Here is a 16,696-nt window from a genome sequence, read left to right as displayed (position 1 = left end):
GTCCGGCCGCCTGGGGGATGGCCGGGGCCCGGCATCGTAGCCACGCCGCTCCGGCGCCAAGCGCTGCCGTCTGCGGGCCGCTGTGCCATGCCTTGTGCCCATGCGGGCCGGGTGGCATGGTCCTGCCTGGGCGGGGCAGGCGGTGGCCTTGTTCGTCGGCCCACCCGGAGGTGTCCTTGAGAACGGTGATGTTGATGGTCCGCCTGCGGGTGGCGGAGATCCTGAGTGCGACCGCGCCCTTGCCCGCCCGTCCCCCACGCGCCGCGGCTGTCCGTGCCGACACGGCGCCTGCCACCTCCCGCTGACGCATCGTCGGCGGAGACGGCGCGGCAGGCTGGCGGTCTCCGCTCCAGATCCGCGTGCCGGAGGCAGCCAATAATCCGGTGCGCTCGCGCGCGCCAGGTGGCCGCCGGATGGGAGGGTGGTGCGTCACGGGAGCGATCGATCCTACGGTCGTGCGAGAGGTCAGACCGTCTCCTGGGTTACCGGGATCTCGGCGCTCTCGGCGGCCGTCCTGATGTTCTGCCGGATGAACTGGCTCCAGTAGGGGAAGCGGATGGTGCCGGCGGTAGTGACCTGAAGAGCCTCCGGCTGCCCGAAGTGCTGGACGAGGCCATTGGCGAGGACGGCCACCGCGCTGATCAGCGCCGGGCCGTTCTGCGGCAGGTCGTCGATGGCGACGACGGCGCTCGAGTGCGGCATCCGGTCGACCTGCTGGTCGCCGAGCTGATCCGCAAAGCCGCGGTGGTGGGCGAGGATCGCGGGAAGGTCTGGTGTGACCGGCCAGATCGTCGCCTGGATGGTCGCGTTGCCGCCAGCTGCGGCTCGATCGCGGGCGTGACTCCCGAGAAACCGCAGACCGCCCCAGATTGCGTTGACCAGCGTCTCGTCGTCGACGCGACTGACCTTCGCATCCTCCTCGCCGGCCCTCATGGTCTTGCGATTGTCGACGACAGCGGCGAACGCCCCTGCGCCGCTCTCGTAGAGCTCACACGCCAGGTACTTGGCCTTGGGCCCCTTGTGGCTGCCGTCGGCGACGAGACGGCCGGTGCCGACCGATGCCCGCTGCCAGTACAGTCCGCGAGGCACACCGTAGGGGTCCCTGTTGACGACCTCCTCCCTGAAGTGCCGCAGCGCCTTGGTATCCAAGGTGAACCCGCCCGCGACATCCGGGACGAGCGTCACCACCACGAAGGTCTCGTTCTCGCCGTCGAGTCGGGCGACCAAGCTGCCCTCGTAGCGGGCGGCGTCGTCAAGTCGGCTCTGCATCCCGGCGTACCGGTTGCGGTAGGCCGTGGCGACCTCGGGTTCGGACATGTACGTGGTGGTGGTGCCGTTACGTCGGGGGAAGCGCAGCCCGGTGTTCACCAGCACAGCGTGGGGGGCGCTGGGACTGCGCGGGACTGCGATCAGCAGGAACCCATGGTCGTCCTGCCCCTCCGGAGAGACGGGAAGGATGTCGAAGGTGGGCAGGGGCGAGACGAGATTGGCGACGATCTGGCGGATGCGTCCGATCTCGTTGTCGCTGAGGGCAACGCCGGGCGCAGCGCACGCTCGGGCTTGCTCGTCCTCGTCGATCCCGAGGACGATGACACCGCCAGCGGTGTTTGCCATCGCGGCAACGTCCCCGGCTAGGCTGCGCCGGTCCTCGTCCTTGTTCCCGTACAGCCCTCGTTTGAAGTCGAGGTCATAGTGCTCGGTGACTTGGGCATCGATGAGGGCAGCAACTTGGGCGTGGGAAACCTCGTCGAGGCGTGCGGAGAAGAGACGTTCGAGACGCCGTGAGCGAAGAGCGACCATCCCGGGATTGTGACACCAGTCACACGATTGGCGTCAGACCGCGTTTGAGATCTGCCGTGTCCCGTTGCTGAGGCGTTCGTTGAGCCCTATTTGAGCGGTGTTGGGGGTGGGTATCCGTCGGACCTGGCGGACGAGCAGTGGGCGCTGGTGGAGCCGTTGCTGCCGCTGGCGCGGGTGGGTCCGAAGGGTGGTCGGCGGGAGAAGCATCCGCGGCGGCGGATCGTGGACGCGGTCTTCTACGTGGTGCGGGCCGGATGTTCCTGGCGGCAACTGCCGAAGGACTTCCCGCCCTGGCCGACCGTGTACTGGTACTTCACCTGGTGGCACGACGACGGCACCGTCGAACGCATCCACGACACCCTGCGCGGCAAGGTCCGGGAGGCCGACGGCCGCGACGCGGAACCGAGCGCCGGGCTGATCGACTCGCAGTCCATCCGCACTGCCGACACCGTCCCCGCTGCCACCAGGGGCTTCGACGCGGGCAAGAAGGTCAAGGGCCGCAAGCGGTTCATCGTCACCGACACCCTCGGCCTGCTCCTGGCCGTCCACGTCGTCGCGGCAAGCATCCAGGACCGCGACGGCGCGAAACGGCCGCTGCTGTGGACCCGCCTCGACCACCCGGGCGTCAAGAAGATCTGGGCCGACCAGGGCTTCGCCGGCCGCCTCGTCGAGTGGACCGCCCAGATCCTCGGCCGCGACCTGGAGATCGTCCGAAAGCACCCCGACCAGCGTGGCTTCCAGGTCCAGCCCAAGCGGTGGGCGGTCGAGCGCACCTTCTCGTGGCTCACCGCCCACCGGCGCCTAGCCCGGGACTACGAGACCAGCCCGGCCCACTCGGAGACGATGATCCGCTGGGCGATGATCGGCATCATGGTCCGCCGGCTCACCCGAGGCCGGCTCGCTCAGCGACCGGGCCCACGCCCCCTTCGCCTCTTGCCATGACGTTAGCCCTACCGCTTCTGGGCTCTGTATCGCTTGAGGAGAGCGGTGAGCCTTGCCGGGTTGGCCTCGCCGTTCAGTTCAGCAGTGAGGTCGTCGGGGCAAAGCTCGAAAAGGTCGCCCCACCACCGGCGCCCTCGGTTGTCCCAGATGCGGTACCCACCAGGCACGCCTCTGGCCACATAGCGCCGCCTACTCACGCAGCCCCCGCTGAGAGCAAGGCCCACGCCTGTAGCCCACTTCCCCTCCCTCACGCTCTACTGGCAACAGGCTACGGCAGATCTCAAACGCGGTCTCAGTGGATTTTCGCACTCCGTCGGGCTTTCGGCGCCGGTGGTCTGTGTGTCAGTGCGGTGCGGTGGCGCCGCCGCCCTGCTCGACGGCGTCGAGCATGGCTTCGTGGACGGCCTGCAGGTCCTTGCCGGCCGGGATGGCGACGGGGCTGTTTTGGACGGTGTACCACTCGTCGGCGTCGTCGTACTGGATCTCGAGCGCGGCCTGGTCGCCCTGCCGGGTAGTGCGCAGGGTGAGGTTGCCGGTGATGACGCCGACTTCCTCGGTCATGACGCCGCCGGGCCCCGCGGGGATGCCCTTGGTGACCACCGGCCCCTCGGCCGTGGCGCCGGTGTTGCTGTTCGTGCCGTTGTGGTTTTTGTCGGTGGTCATCGGGGTGCCTCCGTGGTGCAGGTGTCGAGCATCTGGTTCAGGGCGCTCTTTTCGTCGGTGGTGACGGTGAGGTGGTAGGCGGTTTTCACGTCGGTCCAGGCGCGGGCGTAGGCGCACCAGATCTGCCGGTTGGGCGGCTTCCAGGCTTCGGGGCCCTGGTCGCCCTTGGCGCGGTTGGAGGAGGCGGAGACGGCGAGCAGCTGGGGGTGGATGAGGTCGTTGGCGAAGGCCTTGCGTTGTTCGGTGGTCCACTGGGCGGCGCCGGAGCGCCAGGCATTGGCGAGCGGCACGAGATGGTCGGCATCCGCCTTCGCGGAGTCGGTGATGGTGGCGTTGTCGTAGACGCTGAACCAGGTGCCGGCCACCGCCCGACACGCGGCATCGGCGCGCACCCCGGTGCCGTCGCGGGCGAGGACTTTCTCGCGGGTGTCGCAGGAGTTGCCCTGGGCGGCCCAGTGCGGGAACTTGTCGCGGCTGTAACCGGCCATCGACCCCGCGGCGGCCACCGGTAGGGCGGCGAGCTCGGTGCGGGCGAGGGCGGCGGGGACCGGCTGCGGGCCCGGCCAGGCACCGCCGGCCCGTGCCGGGCCCGGCGCGGTGGCGGGGATGGAAGCAGGGATGCTGCCCGCGGCGCCTCCACCCGGAGCAGAGATGGTCGCGCTGGTGCAGGCGGTGCCCGCCGCGGCGAGGACGGCGAGCAGGGCGAGCCGAACGGCCCGGGGCGCGGTGCAGGAGGCTGCCATGCGCCACTGATACCCGCCCCGGACCGGATCATCAGCAGCGCAACGCCGGGACGTGGAAGAGTCGCCGGGTTCGCCGCTGGCCGACTGCACCGGTAGATCCTGATCACTACATGCTGACCGAGCGCGGCAACGAGACGAGAACCGAGAGTGGCCTTTCACGGGCCGTCGCAGCGTTGCGCGCAGCCCTGGCGCCTGCACATGGCCAGGGTCGGGCCGTACGCATTACTGCGTGGCCGGGAGAGCGATGAGGTAGCCAGGTTGGACGCCGTTGATGTTGCGGATGGCGCTGCCGGAGGAGACCCAGACGCTGGTCGGGGTATCGGCGATGGGGATTTGGAAGACGCCGTGGACGGGGCCGGTGCTGTTGGGGTTGATGCCGAATGCCGGACCGATCTGGCCCTTGCTGTGCCAGTACTGCTCGTAGTCCAGGGCGTGCATGGCGTCGTCCTGGCTCTGCTGGTAGTGGATGCCTCCGACGTTGAGCGAGACGGTGTTATCGGCGTCCCAGTTCGCCTGGTCGGTGCCGACGTTGGTGGCGGTCATGGCAAGGACGCAGTACTTCTTGCCGGCCTCGGGGGTCGGTGTGGGCGTGGTGGAGGCACCGGTGGAGTCGGCGGCGTAGGCCAGGACCTGCGGGTCGAGGCCGTTGCAGGTCACGCTGTCAACGGTGACCCGCATCCGAGTGGGCGGTGAACTGTCGCCGCTCGGGATGGTGAGAGTGAACGGCTCGCCGACGTTGGGCTGTCCCAACACCTGTGCCCCTGCCGGGGCGCCGGCGGTGTCGCCGGTCGCGGAACGACTCGGTGTCCGGCTCACGGCCGTGGACGGCGCACGCGTACTCGGGCTTGCCGTCGGCGCCGAGCTGGAGCCGGAGCTGGAGCAGGCCACCGCGCCGACCAGCAGCACCATGCCTGCCACTACCGCCGACATGCTGTTCCTCGTCACACCTGCCTCCAACATCGTCCTGAGTCGATACTGCGATGCGACCTCCCCACTCGCAGGCCGAGCGCGCGGGCGGCCCCCGCCGCGGCGTAGCCACCACCCATGCCGAAGGGCCGCCACCTACAGGTGACGCCGATGCCGCCGGCCGGCAACCCGGAGTTGGAGATAGATCCTGGCCTCCATGGGGCGGGCGTGTCGCCTACAGTCGGTTCGCCGTCCGGGACTGGGACTGCGGTCCGGCCGGCTCTGGCTTGCTGCCCGTCCGGGTAGGTCCGGGTTGGATGGCCGCGACGCATGGGACACGCGGGAGACGGCGAGCCCCCACCGGGCGCCCGCGGCGCCGCCGGCCGACCACTCCCGCCGCTGCGCCCGACTCCCCGGCCCCAGTGGCGGAAGTATCCGGGCCGCCGGCAACGGTGGTGTTCTGCTGCCGGACCGGGAGCACGGAGCGCCTGTTGCTGAGTGAGACGGTGGTGACCACGACCTGGCACGAGCCGGCGTGCGTGGCCGCCCGGGGGCGCCGATGACCGGCCACGTCCGCGCATGGGCCGACGACATCGGCACCTGGAAGACGGCACCCGTCCACCGCCTGCCCGGTGTCATCGCGGCCAGGATCCGGGCTGCCCGCGAAGCGGGTGTCGAGGAACGCCACATCCGCCTGATCCTCGCGGAGTCCTTCACGCCGTCTCCCGGCGCGGCCGCCGCCACGCTGCGGGGGAATCAGGGCCGGGCGGGTACGTGATCCCCGGCCGGTGACCGGAGGGGTTGGCCGGGCGGTTCATGAACTGCCTGGCCGGGTAGCCATGGTGCCCTGCGGGGCGGCCGGTCGAGCAGTGCCCGGCCGACCGCGCGTGTGCCGGGGCGTGCCCCTACCGCGCCCCGGCACACGGCCCGAACGACGAACATGCCCGCAGCGATCGACCGCAGAAAGTCCCTGACGATGTCAGGACTTCCCGGCCGTGCAGCCGCCGATCACGCCTCGGCGACAGCACCGCTGGCTGCGGCCAGGACGGCGGACGCCGGGAGGCCGTCGCGCAGGGCGTCCTCGTTCACCAGCGACCAGGGGTTCTCCGTATCCGTGGTCAGCACTGCATGCGTCCCGCGGCGGGACTGTTCGCTGCGCCGGTACTCGGCCGCCAGCGGGATGCCGAGGTACAGGGCCGCGTACCCATCGGGGAGGGACGGGTCGGCGACCTCGCCGTTGCGCAGGCACCATGCGTGTTCGAAGACCGGCCACTGCGTCAGGCCCGGGACGAGGACGAAGCCTTCGACGTAGGTGGCGCCGGTGGCCTCGGCGTAGTCGGTGGCGGCGGCGAAGCACCGGCCGGGCGCCCACTGCTCACGGTCGCCGGGCCACGGCGCGGGCGGCTGCAGGACGCCGAGCTCGCGCACGGCCTGCGCGAACGACCCGAACCGCCAGCCCTCCTCGCCCACCTGCAGCTGCGCGAAGGTGTCCACCCAGCGCAGCAGGGTGCCCTCCACGTCCGGCTCCTGTGCCATGTGCGTTCCCCTCGGCCTTCCTGAGCGTGCGTGATGAACGAAAGCGATGAAACGGGCTGCGAGTCGCCGACTTCCGGCCCCGGACCCCACCCGAAGGGACCCGCCCCCGGGGCGCGGAGGCCGGCTGCGCCCCGGGACGACAGCCGCACGTGCTCCGGGAGGTCTCAGGCGATGCGGCCGACGTTGAGGACGACGATGGTCACGGTGGCGTCGGTGATCTCGTACAGGACGCGATAGCGGCCGACGTGCAGGCGCCGCAAGTCGGGGGAGCCGTACTCGGCAGTGCCGGCGGGGCGGGGGTTGTCGGCGAGGAGGTCGACGGCGTCCATGACCTGGCGCAGGCCGTCGGGGTCGTCCTTGAGGAACCGGGCGGCCGCGTTAATCGCATGCTCGTCCCAGACGATCAAGTGGGTCACCTAAGCCGCTCCAGCCCCAGCATCGCGCGCACCTCGTCGTTCGGGATGCTGCGCTGGGTTCCGGCCGCCCGCCGGTTGCGGTACTCGGCGAGGGCAAGGGCCTCTTCGATCTCGGCGAGCTCGACGGGGTTGATGAGCACGGCGGCGGGCTGGCCGTGGTCGGTGATGACGATCCGCTCGCGGCTGTGGGAGGCCCGGCGGACCAGCGAGCCGAACTTGGCCCTGGCCTCGGTGATCGGCAGCGTGTCACTCATGACAGAACTGTACACTTCGCGCCGCTTTCGTGTGCACCGTTCTCCCGCACGACCGTCCCCGCCCGCAGGGAGCGTGGCGTCGGCCTCGCGCACGCACCACCGGCCGGAGACCGTGCGAGGCACCTCCGTGTGCCTCCAGGCGCCTCGCCCGCAGCCACCCGAACCGGCCACAACCGCAGACTGCCCGACCAGAAGCGCCCCGGGCCGACGGCAACACGCGGATAACCGCCGCGGGACCGCACCCGGTGCGCCGAGTGGGCGTCGGCTATTCGGCCCGAGGCCGGTGACGCGCCACGGGAGGGGGCGTTGGCCGGGCATGAAGAAGATCGTCGCGCTCGGCGCGCTCTCCCTGACCCTCCTGACCTCGGCCGCTCCCGCCCGCGCGGACAACGACAGCAACTTCGGCGGCGGTGTGAACGCCGCGAACAACTGGAACTTCACCGCCGCCGCGGTCTGCCTCGCCGAGGTCGCCGTCGTCTCCGTCCTCGGCGGCGGCCGAAGCGCCGGTCACCACCGGCGTGGTCGAGGTCCGCAAGGGCCGCTTCGAGCGGCTGGTGCTGGTCGGCGGCCGCCAGGTGTGGGAGCCGCAGCCGGCGGTCCCGGCGACGCCGGGCTGGTTGTGCGCCGCGGCCGTGGGCGGGGCGCTGGTGACGGTGGTCCCGCCGGGCACCTGGCCGGCCGACCTCGGCGCGCTGCCGCCCGAGCACCGCGCCGACGTCTTCGAGGGCAGTCTCACCGCCGCCCGGGACAGCGGAGAAGTCCTGCAGGGTGTCGCCGCCGTCGACCTCGCCTGACGCCCTCTGGGCACCGCGGCGCCGGCCGGTGCGCAGCTCGGAACACTGGACGGCTCGGGGCGTGCCCGGGGCCGGCCGGGGCTGGTTCCTTCGGGTAGCCCGTGGTTCGACGGAGCACCGGGGCGGGCACAGGACCCGACATGACGACCCCCGCCAGGCACCGCCGCCCTCGCCGCCGTCCGGCCGCACCCACCGCCCCCACACCCGTCGCGCCCCCGCGAACCGCTGCGCCGTCCCTGGACCGGTCGGCCGCCGGGTGCTGCAGGACCTGGTCGAGCGAGCACATCGCCCACGGCGGCACGGTCGTCCGCACCACCTGGCACGAGCCCGCCTGCAGGACCTCGCGCCGTCCCTGAACGCCCCGCGTGCCGCAGCCGACCGCCCAGAGCACCGTGCTGGGCACCGGCGTCCGAGCAGCCGGGCAGCGGTGCACGGACCGGCCGCCCCGTGCCCGACCCACGACAGGTTCGCTCCGGGTCGCCACCGTGCAGTGAGATCCCGTCAGATCCGGTGCACCGGCCCCGCCGGGAACCCGGCATGCCGAGAATGGAGTTCAGGGCCGCGGGACCCGTCCGCAGGATGCAGACGGCGCCCCACCCGGCCGTTCCACGCGGGCCGCCCCGACCGCAGCGCCCACCTTGACCATCGAGGAGCAACCGCCAGATGCCGAACCACACCGCCGGCCCGGCCGCCCCCACCACGGAAGAGGCCTACGCGGACGCCCCGGACGACGAGGTCGAGATGCTGGCCCTGATGAACCTCTCCCGCGCCAACCACAACACCCCACCGGTGCACGGCCGCGAATGGATGCTCCGCTACGCCGCCCAGCAGGACCGCGCCGCACTGCGCAGGCCCGCGCCGCCGGCCGGCAGTGTCCCGATCCGGCCCGGGGCCCGGCCTCCCCGGGACCCGGCCGATTTCGCGAACCAGTTGAGGGAGCTGGACCGCCGCGACGGCACCGGCCGGGGCCCGCTGGGCCCGGACGCGCCCGAGTGGGACGGCGAAGTGGGCCCGCTCGGCTACGTGCGGCAGGAGTACCTGGCGTGGCGCAGTGCGCAGCTGTCGGACCTGGCCGCGGTGGGGGAGGCGATGCGCGCCATGGCGGAGGTGACGGACGACAACGTGCGCTCCGGGCAGGCGGCTGGCCGCGGCGAGCCCTGGCCCCGGGAGCAGCTCCTGGATCTCGCCCGGCGCCGGGTCGCCGCGTATGTGCGGGCGGTGGACTTCGGGATCGACGCGGTCGCCGACCAGCGGCGCGCCGAGGCAGAGCTGCGGGAGCTCGAGGCCGCCGACGGCAACGCCCGCCCGTAAGCGCCGTCGGCCGGTGGGGGGCGTTTCAGCGCAGGGGCTGGGCGTGCACGGGGGTGTCCGGCTCCGGGCGGCCGATGAGGGTCAGGACGTGGACGAGGCCGGTGTCCTCGATCTCCACGCGGACGGTGCGTTCGGCGTCGGCGTAGATCGGGTGTCCGTGGGGTCCGTAGCCGGCCTGCTGTTCGACGAGCACGGTGTCCTGCTCGCCGTGGGCTCCGGGCCGGCCGGGGAAGGTGAGCAGCCACCGGGACGGTGCGGGGGCCACCGGCATCGCCTCCTGATCTGCCGCCGTTGTCCCGACCCTACGTCGGTGCGGGGCCGAGGGATGGGGAGGCACGCTGGTCAGGCCGTATGCCATGTTCTCACCCCGCCCCGCCGGGGCGCGACACCGATCGGCAGGCGACCCCGCGTCGCGCACCCGGGCGGCTGGCGGGATCAGGTGTTGGAGGCATCGGCGATGCCGCGCAGGACGGCGTCGGTGTGCTCCCGTTCGCTGCGCCGTTGTGCGGCCCAGTCGCGCATCTCCTGGACGGCTTCGGGGTCGCTGGCGGCGTCGGCGTCCATGACGGTCGCCGCGCCGTCGCCGAGGTCGACGACGTGGTGCTCCATGGTGCCGGTGGCGGCGATGGCCAGGACGACGAGGAGTTCGTTGGTGACCTCCGGGGTGAGGTGGACCTTGTCCTCGTCGTCGAGGTCGAGGTGGCCTTCCCCGTCGGGTGCGGCGAGGACGGTGAGAGAGCGGCTGACGAGGTGGCGCAGGACCCGGAACTGCTCGGGGTCCATGCGGGCCTGCAGGGTTTCGAGGTAGAGGCGGACCTGCTCGGCCTTGCTGGGTGCGGCATCGTCGTTCATCCAGGCATCCTGGCACCTGCTGGTGACGCTTCCCAGAGGCTTGTGACACCGGGCGCCGGTCAGTGCCGGCCTACCCGCATCCGTCGTCGTGCCCTCGGGGGGCTTGTGTCATTGAACCCGGGCGAGCGCCCCGACCGGGGCGCGTGGCGAGGTCCTGCCCCGTCCACGCGGCACGCACACCCCTGACGGTGTCGGGCCGGCAGGACATCGCCCGCCACGGCGCGCGGCACCCCGCCGTTCGGCCCGCGAATCCCCCGGCGTTCCCGGGTGGCGGGGCCACTTGCCGGCGGGGCCGGGGCATGCACCCCGCCCGCCCCGGTGTCGCCGGGGCGGCACCCATGACCTACCACCCCGCCCGTGCAGGCCCGCCGGGTGCCCGGAACGGACCGTTCGCCAGCGTCTCCGGCCGCGACCGGAGCGCTGCGCCGATCGGGTGGTTCGGGCGTTGGTGTGCGCATGCTGCGGGTGCGGGGGAGCAGACGGCCGAGGGGCGGGGGCCTGTGCGGTCACCGAGATCCGCAGTTTGGCCCCTTCCCCTCGTTCTCCGGGGCGAGTCCACCCCCCCGGGAGGGCGTGCATGCCAATGGATCAACCACCTGCCCTGCGGGCCGGGCGGGCCTGCCTGCGCTGCCTGTTGCGGCGTCTTCTGGCCTCGAACCTGTCCGGCGCCATGGACCGCGCCGGACAATCACGCCCCGCCGACGAGCGGGCGCCGTCTGGCGCCTTGGACCACGCCCGATGACGCTGCCGGATCCTGGTCTGGTTGGCCCCGGGCGGTTACAGGCAGACGATGACGAGGGCGGTGTCGTCGGTGACGCCGTCGGTGGGTAGCAGGTCGGCCGAGGCGCTACACCAGTTCGCACGGCTGCTGGCCGCCCACGACCGGCAGCTGCGCGAACTGCCGACGACGGCCCCGGCGGAGGGGTGAGCCACGTCCGGGCACCGGGGAGCGCGCATGCAACCACCCGGCGTACTGCCGTTTGTCCTGGCATCGAAGGAAGCGCGGCCCGGGCGGTGCCGGCACGCCAGGACCAGGATCGGGCCGCGGGTGGGCGGTGGTCGCCCCGGTCGATGAGCCCGCACACCGGCCGGTCGCCAGTGGGCCGGTCGGTGCCGGTTGCAGCAGTTCGGCATGCCGGGCGCGAACGGCCGGTGTGACGATGCGGGAGATGCGGCCACGTCGGGCCGAGACAGACAGAAAGGGGACCGATTGTGGGAGTGGCGGTTGCGGGTGACTGGTACAACGAGTTCGGCTCGCGTCTGCGGCTGCAGGCCGATCCCGGCGGCCTGCTGACGGGCACGTTCGAGCCCGGTGCCGGACCTGTCGGGCGCCGCGAGCTGGTGGGGCGGTTCGACGTGTGCCCGGCCGCGCCGAGTGTCGCGCTCGGCTGGACGGTGGCCTGGCGGGACGAGCACGGCAGCGCCGCATCGGTGACCAGCTGGAGCGGCCAGTACTTCCCGGACGACGAGCGGATCGTCGCTTCCTGGCTGTTCACCACCGCCAACGGCCCGACGAGGCGTGGAAGGCGACGGTCGTCGGCCAGGACACATTCCGCCGCCTGCCGCCGCCGGAATCCGCCGACTGAGCGGGCCGCCAAGGCCGCCCACCGGGCGCGAACCCTCCCCGACTCCTGCCCGGCACCGCCCCCGCAGGCCCGCGCGACGCTGCGCGTCAGCCGGTGCGGCCCGGGCGGCCCGGCACGGGGAAGAGGAGGCGGCAGCAGCACGGCCGCGCCGGGGCACCCTTGACCCATTCACCCCACGCAGGGACCGGAAGGATCGGAGACGCGGCCCATGGGCGAGGACTCCTTCTTCGAGCCGGGTGGCGTCTACCGGTACAGGAACAGCGGACCACCGGACGAAACGGGGGCCGAGGTGTTCGTCGTCGCCCATGTCGGCCGGGCACCCGGCGGCTTCGACGACCGCCCCCACACGGGCGAGGCCGGCGAGACTGCTTTCGGCTGGCGCCGCCTGGTGACCGGCCCGAACGGTGCGGGGCACCCGCTCGGCCCCTACGTGTGCCACGACCCCGCCCTGTGGCAGCCCGTCCCGGACGAGGACATTGGCCCGCTGCTCGGCAGCACGATCCCGGACCTCGCCTGGCCCGCGCCCGACCGGCGCACCCGCCGGCCGCCGCAGTGCCCGCCCCGCCCCTGACCTCCCGCCCGGCCGAGAGATTCGTGAACCGCCCGGCAGGGTAGCCATGGTGCCCGCGGGCGGCCGGTCGAGCAGTGCCCGGCCGCCCCGTACGGGTGCCGGGGCGCGTCCCCCACCGCGCCCCGGCACCCCTCCCGCGGATGTCCTGGAGCACTCCCGGTCGTTGGACGGGGCGGCGTCCCGACCCCTGCGGGGATGCGCCGGCCGCGCCCGCGTACCGCCCGGCCGCATCAACCCCCGACGGCGCCGAACCGGCAGGACACCGCCCCGGGGCGGCTGACCGAATACACCGGCCGCCCCAACCAACGACGCGACAGGCCGGCATCCCGTATCGGGGCCGGCGGCCCACAAGCCGGGCACAGCAGCACGGAGCGCAGGGGGCAGGCGCCGATGCCGCCGGCCGGCAAACCCGGAGCCGGCGGTGGTACCGGCCTCCGTGCCGGACATGCTCGCCCCGGGACCGGCGGCGACCTGCTCGCGGTCGTCCGCGACGCCGCGGTGAACGCGAGGCGGGCCGACCACATCCAGCCCGGGTGTCAACGGCCAGTTCGTTCTCCCCGTAGGCGGCCAGGAGATGTCCCCACTGGTGGCCGGGTAGGAGTCCCCGGTGGCGGCCAGATATCTCCCCGCCACCGAGTGGATTGGATCAGCTGAAGGGCTTCACTCCCTTGCCGCTGGTGGCCTGGGTGAGCCGGTAGCTGTCACCCTGGGTGACGACGATGTGGGCGTGGTGCATGAGCCGGTCGACGGTTGCGGTGGCGAGGGTCTTGGGCATGATCTCGTCGAAGCCCGAGGGGTGGAGGTTGCTGGAGACGGTGACCGAGCGGCGTTCGTAGGCGGCGTCGACCAGCCGGTAGAAGCCCTCGGCGGCGTCCGGACTGACGGGCAGCAGGCCGATGTCGTCGACGATGATCAGGTCCGAGCGGACGATCCTCGCCAGGGCCCGGGCGATGGAGTCGTCGGCGCGGTGCCGGCGGACCAGGGCGCCGAGGTCTTCGATGGTGAACCAGGCGACGGTCATGCCGGACTCGACGGCGGCCTGGCCGAGGGCCTCGGTGAAGTGGCTCTTGCCGGTGCCGGAGGGTCCGCAGACGCAGAGGTTCTCCCGCCGGCCGACCCATTCCAGGGTCTTGAGGGCGTCCTGGGTGGGGCGGGGGATGGCGGAGGCGGTCTCGTCCCAGTCGCCGAAGGTCTTGCCGGCCGGGAAGCCGGCGCGTTTGCGGCGGGTGTGCAGGTTGGCGCGGTCTCGGCCGGCGGCTTCCTCGGCCAGCAGGACGCGGACGACCTCGGCGGGGTCCCAGCGTTGGGCCTTTGCGGTGGGGATCAGGTCGGCCAGTGTGCGTCGGATGTGCGGCAGTTTCAACCGCTTGGTGAGCTCGATGGCCTCGGCGAGCGGGTCGCCGTTGCTGCTGTGAACGGTGCGGAGCGGGGTGGCCATCAGATGCTGTCCTCGTCTTCGGTGCTGGTAGTGGTTCCGAAGCGGGCCCAGGCGGAGGTGCCGGGCTGCAGCGAGTGGTCCTCGCCGCGACGGACGGGTTCGGTGCTGGTCAGGCCGACCTGGTAGTCGAGGATGGACAGCAGGTCCTTGTCGGCGAAGCGGCCGGTGACGGCGGCGGTGCCGAGCGCCCGGTCGACCTCGGCGGCGGAGTAGAGCTTGGCCAGGGCGACGGCCTCGGTCATCTTGGCCTTGATCCGGCGGGTGCCGGCGGTCGCGGCCTCCACCAGCCAGGCCGCGGCGCCCGGTCCGAGTGCGAGGAAGGCGGCCTCCTCCGCGGTGGTGGCCTTCGGGGTGCGGTCGCCGTTCTTGTCCTCGCGCGGCGGGTAGTGCGCGTCGTCCAGGACCGGGGAGCCGGGGGTGCCGGTGCGGTGGCGGGCGACCTCGCGGGCCGAGCCGTGCTCGTCGACAGAGGTGACGATCAGCTCCTCGCCGTGGAAGCGGGCCCAGACGCGGCTGTCGATCAGCTCGTGCGGGACCGAGTAACGCACCGCCTCGACCGAGATCGTGGCGTCCCAGTTGACCCTGCGGGTGGTGCCGAACACCGCGGTGAACGGCTGCCTGGGCAACGGGTGCAGCCGCTCGCGTTCCTCCGCGAGACGCTCGGCCGGTTTGCGCCGGGTCTCGCGGTGAGGGCGGGAGTTGACCTCGTCGCAGAACGCCCGGCAGGCCGCCTCCAGCTCGCCGAAGGTGCGGTACTCCTCGCGCAGGTTCACCTCCCTGGGCACCAGATCGGCCTTCGCGATCCGCACCGTCGCCTCGGAGCCGCCCTTGCTCTCCGGGTCCGCCGGCACACAGGTGCGGATCGTGGTGCCGTAGTGCCGGGCGACCTCGACGATCTCCGGATTGCGGACCGCGATCCCGGCGACGTGGCCGGTGGTGACCGTCTTCTCGTTGTCGGTCAGCACGAACGCTGGGACCCCGCCGATCCTGCGTAACGTCGCGTCCAGACACGCCGTCACGGTCGGCAGCGTCTTGTCCCAGATGGGGATGACCACCCGGAACCGCGACCAGGACAGCCACGCGCACCACAGCGTGGTCTTCCTGCCCTTGATCACCGGCCCGTCACCGAAGTCGTACTGCAGCCACAGGCCCGGCTCGGTCACCCACGGCCGATAGATGCGGCGCCGACCGGCCCGGAACTGGGCCTTCGCCTCGGCGACCGTGCGGCGGGTAGTGCGTTCCCCGCCCGCGAAGCCCATCGCGACGAGCCGCTTGTGCACCACGTCCGCGCGGACCCTGCCCTGCGAGCGGACCACCAGCTCCTCGATCTTCGGCAGATAGTCGTCGATCGCCCGCGCCCGGTGGCGGCGCTGGTCGGGCTGCTGGCCGGCGGCCCGCATCTTCACATACCGGGCCACCGTGTGGTGGTCGCACCCGGCCAGCTCGGCCGCGGCGCGGTAACTGCCCGTGAGGTCGTACGCCTCGAGGATCTCCATGATCTCCCTGCTGTTCTTCACCCGGCCGACCCTCGCCGACCGGGAAATGGATCTTGAACGTGGGGAGATATCTGGCCGTACGCGGGGAATCCCGTGGCCGTCAGTGGGGCGGTATCTGGCCGCCTATGGGGAGCTTTCCATGGCCGCCGTCACCCGGGCTCTGGCGCAGCCTCTGACTCGGTGCCCCGCTGCTCACCGGCTGCTGCAGCATCCCGGCGCGGCCGGGTGTCCTCGGCCGGGTGCCGGTCGTTGTACCGGGCGCCGCCCCGCCACCCCATCACGGGCGACATCCGGCTGCGCCCCGCGGTTCGGCGTCCGGCCCGCACCCGGGCGCCGCGGCTGCGGCAGTCGAATCCTCGGGGCGGCCGGCTGCGGAGACCGGCTGCCCCGCTGCGCTGCTGGTGCGTGCTGCATCGGCCCGGAGGCGCTGGCTGGACCGGCCCCCGGAGAGGGGCCGATCCAGCCGCGTACTCAGCCCGGCCGCGTTCTGCCGTGCGGGGATGCTGACGGTGCATCGGGGCAGACGAGTGGTTCCCGGGCAGGCCATCTCATGCGGCACCGTGCTCGCATCGCCGAGGTTGCCCACCGCCGGCCGGCCCGTAGCAGCCCTGTTCCCCTGGTAGCCAGGACGTCCGACCCGGTCCCGGCAGGCCGGGCGGTTGCGTGTTGCAGCGGCGACTCACCCGCCCCGCGGCCCGGCGGCCCGGGATACGACTGCTGTGGTCGCTGGCGCCGCACTGTCGCCGGCCCGAACGGCGAGGAGTAGTCCGCTCGGCCACCTGTGTCTGACAGGACCCCACCGGTCGGCAGCCCGTGCCCGATGAGGGCATCGGTCCGCTGCTCGGCCGCGGCACGGCGCTGCGGCTGGCTGCAGCCTGGGCTGCGCTCTGCCACCGGGTGGGGCAGGCCCTGGTCTTTCCTGGCGGGTCAGCAGCTCGTCTTCGCCGGCCTGCTGCTGGTCCTCACCCTGGTGCTGATGCCCCGCTACGGCCTTACCGGGGTGGGTGTCGCATGGTTGGCCACGGCCTGCGTCCTTGCGTTGGTCCTGGCCGTGACGGAGCCGCGCTGGCTGACCACCGGCATCGGCCCGCATCGGCCCTGACCCCCGTGTCCCGCCGGCGCTACGGGGAGCCGCCCCGCGGGGTCGGCGGGGCCTGTCGCGGACTGGTCCCGTTCGGGCAGTGCGTGTTCTGCGTGCCGCTGGTCACATTCTGTGTCCGGGCGGTTGAGGCGCGTGTGCGGGTGGCAGTAAGGTGCCGAGCGCCTCTGGCAGGGGAAGTCCGGTGAAAGTCCGGCGCTGACCCGCAACGGTAGGCCGTCGGCACGGTGTCGGCGGTGAGCCCGATTACCTGCCCGGGGTTTGTCCGGCTCTCATCCGTCGTGGTCTA

19 protein-coding genes and 1 riboswitch are annotated in these 16,696 nt (G+C 72.4%); of the genes, 7 read left to right on the top strand and 12 right to left on the bottom strand.

Annotated elements, in window-relative coordinates; genetic code table 11:
• Positions 1 to 465: 465 nt before the first annotated feature.
• Positions 466 to 1,800 carry an ATP-binding protein gene (locus tag AB0O09_RS30825; protein ID WP_363547282.1) on the bottom strand — a complete coding sequence of 445 codons (1,335 nt, stop codon included), beginning with the start codon at positions 1,798 to 1,800 and terminating at the stop codon, positions 466 to 468.
• Between the two features lie 90 nt (positions 1,801 to 1,890).
• On the opposite strand from AB0O09_RS30825, the gene AB0O09_RS30820 reads away from it, so the two are divergent.
• Entirely contained in the window at positions 1,891 to 2,742 is an 852-nt protein-coding gene (locus tag AB0O09_RS30820) for an IS5 family transposase (RefSeq protein ID WP_363547279.1), read from the top strand.
• Positions 2,743 to 2,750: 8 nt separating this feature from the next.
• On the opposite strand, the gene AB0O09_RS30815 is transcribed toward AB0O09_RS30820, so the two are convergent.
• The 4 genes from AB0O09_RS30815 to AB0O09_RS30800 form a co-directional block, all read right to left on the bottom strand.
• A complete protein-coding gene (locus tag AB0O09_RS30815) occupies positions 2,751 to 2,939 on the bottom strand; it encodes a hypothetical protein (RefSeq protein WP_363547312.1) in 189 nt (62 codons plus the stop codon).
• 145 nt (positions 2,940 to 3,084) lie between these two features.
• On the bottom strand, positions 3,085 to 3,405 hold the full coding sequence (locus AB0O09_RS30810; RefSeq protein WP_363547276.1) for a hypothetical protein: 321 nt from the start codon (positions 3,403 to 3,405) through the stop codon (positions 3,085 to 3,087).
• Positions 3,402 to 4,148 carry a DUF1524 domain-containing protein gene (locus tag AB0O09_RS30805; protein WP_363547274.1) on the bottom strand — a complete coding sequence of 249 codons (747 nt, stop codon included), beginning with the start codon at positions 4,146 to 4,148 and terminating at the stop codon, positions 3,402 to 3,404. Before AB0O09_RS30805 ends, AB0O09_RS30810 begins: the two co-directional genes overlap by 4 nt.
• Before the next feature lie 222 nt (positions 4,149 to 4,370).
• Positions 4,371 to 4,805 (bottom strand): hypothetical protein, encoded by a 435-nt coding sequence (locus AB0O09_RS30800; protein WP_363547271.1) that lies wholly within the window; start codon positions 4,803 to 4,805, stop codon positions 4,371 to 4,373.
• Positions 4,806 to 5,613: 808 nt separating this feature from the next.
• On the opposite strand from AB0O09_RS30800, the gene AB0O09_RS30795 reads away from it, so the two are divergent.
• Positions 5,614 to 5,832, top strand: a complete 219-nt coding sequence (locus AB0O09_RS30795; protein ID WP_363547269.1) for a hypothetical protein — start codon at positions 5,614 to 5,616, stop codon at positions 5,830 to 5,832.
• Between the two features lie 230 nt (positions 5,833 to 6,062).
• Here AB0O09_RS30795 and AB0O09_RS30790 read toward each other — a convergent pair whose 3' ends face one another.
• The 3 genes from AB0O09_RS30790 to AB0O09_RS30780 form a co-directional block, all read right to left on the bottom strand.
• Complete coding sequence (locus AB0O09_RS30790; protein WP_363547267.1) at positions 6,063 to 6,590, bottom strand: hypothetical protein; 528 nt, start codon at positions 6,588 to 6,590, stop codon at positions 6,063 to 6,065.
• 164 nt (positions 6,591 to 6,754) lie between these two features.
• The gene (locus AB0O09_RS30785) at positions 6,755 to 7,006 is read right to left on the bottom strand and encodes a type II toxin-antitoxin system RelE/ParE family toxin (RefSeq protein ID WP_363547265.1); all 252 of its coding nucleotides are present in this window, start codon (positions 7,004 to 7,006) and stop codon (positions 6,755 to 6,757) included.
• On the bottom strand, positions 7,003 to 7,260 hold the full coding sequence (locus tag AB0O09_RS30780) for a type II toxin-antitoxin system Phd/YefM family antitoxin (RefSeq protein WP_363547263.1): 258 nt from the start codon (positions 7,258 to 7,260) through the stop codon (positions 7,003 to 7,005). Before AB0O09_RS30780 ends, AB0O09_RS30785 begins: the two co-directional genes overlap by 4 nt.
• Positions 7,261 to 7,778: 518 nt before the next feature.
• Here AB0O09_RS30780 and AB0O09_RS30775 point away from each other — a divergent pair.
• Together AB0O09_RS30775 and AB0O09_RS30770 are read left to right on the top strand one after the other, a co-directional pair.
• A complete protein-coding gene (locus AB0O09_RS30775) occupies positions 7,779 to 8,054 on the top strand; it encodes a hypothetical protein (protein WP_363547315.1) in 276 nt (91 codons plus the stop codon).
• Positions 8,055 to 8,717: 663 nt separating this feature from the next.
• Positions 8,718 to 9,365, top strand: coding sequence for a hypothetical protein (locus tag AB0O09_RS30770; RefSeq protein WP_363547260.1), 648 nt, complete (start codon positions 8,718 to 8,720; stop codon positions 9,363 to 9,365).
• Between the two features lie 25 nt (positions 9,366 to 9,390).
• Here the strand turns inward: AB0O09_RS30770 and AB0O09_RS30765 are convergent, their stop codons facing one another.
• Both AB0O09_RS30765 and AB0O09_RS30760 read right to left on the bottom strand, forming a co-directional pair.
• On the bottom strand, positions 9,391 to 9,630 hold the full coding sequence (locus AB0O09_RS30765) for a DUF6296 family protein (RefSeq protein ID WP_363547257.1): 240 nt from the start codon (positions 9,628 to 9,630) through the stop codon (positions 9,391 to 9,393).
• A 170-nt stretch (positions 9,631 to 9,800) separates the two neighbouring features.
• A complete protein-coding gene (locus AB0O09_RS30760) occupies positions 9,801 to 10,217 on the bottom strand; it encodes a hypothetical protein (RefSeq protein WP_363547255.1) in 417 nt (138 codons plus the stop codon).
• A 1,212-nt stretch (positions 10,218 to 11,429) separates the two neighbouring features.
• Between AB0O09_RS30760 and AB0O09_RS30755 the strand changes: the two genes are divergently transcribed.
• Together AB0O09_RS30755 and AB0O09_RS30750 are read left to right on the top strand one after the other, a co-directional pair.
• Complete coding sequence (locus AB0O09_RS30755) at positions 11,430 to 11,966, top strand: avidin/streptavidin family protein (RefSeq protein ID WP_363547253.1); 537 nt, start codon at positions 11,430 to 11,432, stop codon at positions 11,964 to 11,966.
• A gap of 45 nt (positions 11,967 to 12,011) precedes the next feature.
• Positions 12,012 to 12,374: a hypothetical protein gene (locus tag AB0O09_RS30750; protein WP_363547251.1), complete on the top strand. Its 363-nt coding sequence runs from the start codon at positions 12,012 to 12,014 to the stop codon at positions 12,372 to 12,374.
• Positions 12,375 to 13,020: 646 nt separating this feature from the next.
• On the opposite strand, the gene istB is transcribed toward AB0O09_RS30750, so the two are convergent.
• A complete protein-coding gene (gene istB / locus AB0O09_RS30745) occupies positions 13,021 to 13,812 on the bottom strand; it encodes an IS21-like element helper ATPase IstB (RefSeq protein WP_363547248.1) in 792 nt (263 codons plus the stop codon).
• Positions 13,812 to 15,329 carry an IS21 family transposase gene (gene istA / locus AB0O09_RS30740; protein WP_363547245.1) on the bottom strand — a complete coding sequence of 506 codons (1,518 nt, stop codon included), beginning with the start codon at positions 15,327 to 15,329 and terminating at the stop codon, positions 13,812 to 13,814. Before istA ends, istB begins: the two co-directional genes overlap by 1 nt.
• A gap of 799 nt (positions 15,330 to 16,128) precedes the next feature.
• On the opposite strand from istA, the gene AB0O09_RS30735 reads away from it, so the two are divergent.
• Complete coding sequence (locus AB0O09_RS30735) at positions 16,129 to 16,410, top strand: hypothetical protein (RefSeq protein WP_363547242.1); 282 nt, start codon at positions 16,129 to 16,131, stop codon at positions 16,408 to 16,410.
• A gap of 139 nt (positions 16,411 to 16,549) precedes the next feature.
• A riboswitch (cobalamin riboswitch) is annotated at positions 16,550 to 16,680 on the top strand.
• Positions 16,681 to 16,696 lie beyond the last annotated feature (16 nt).

Source organism: Kitasatospora sp. NPDC093679 (assembly GCF_040683455.1).
GTDB classification, from domain to species: Bacteria; Actinomycetota; Actinomycetes; order Streptomycetales; family Streptomycetaceae; genus Kitasatospora; species Kitasatospora arboriphila.
Note: the sequence above shows the minus strand (reverse complement) of the source record. Positions and strands in the feature narration are given on the sequence as shown.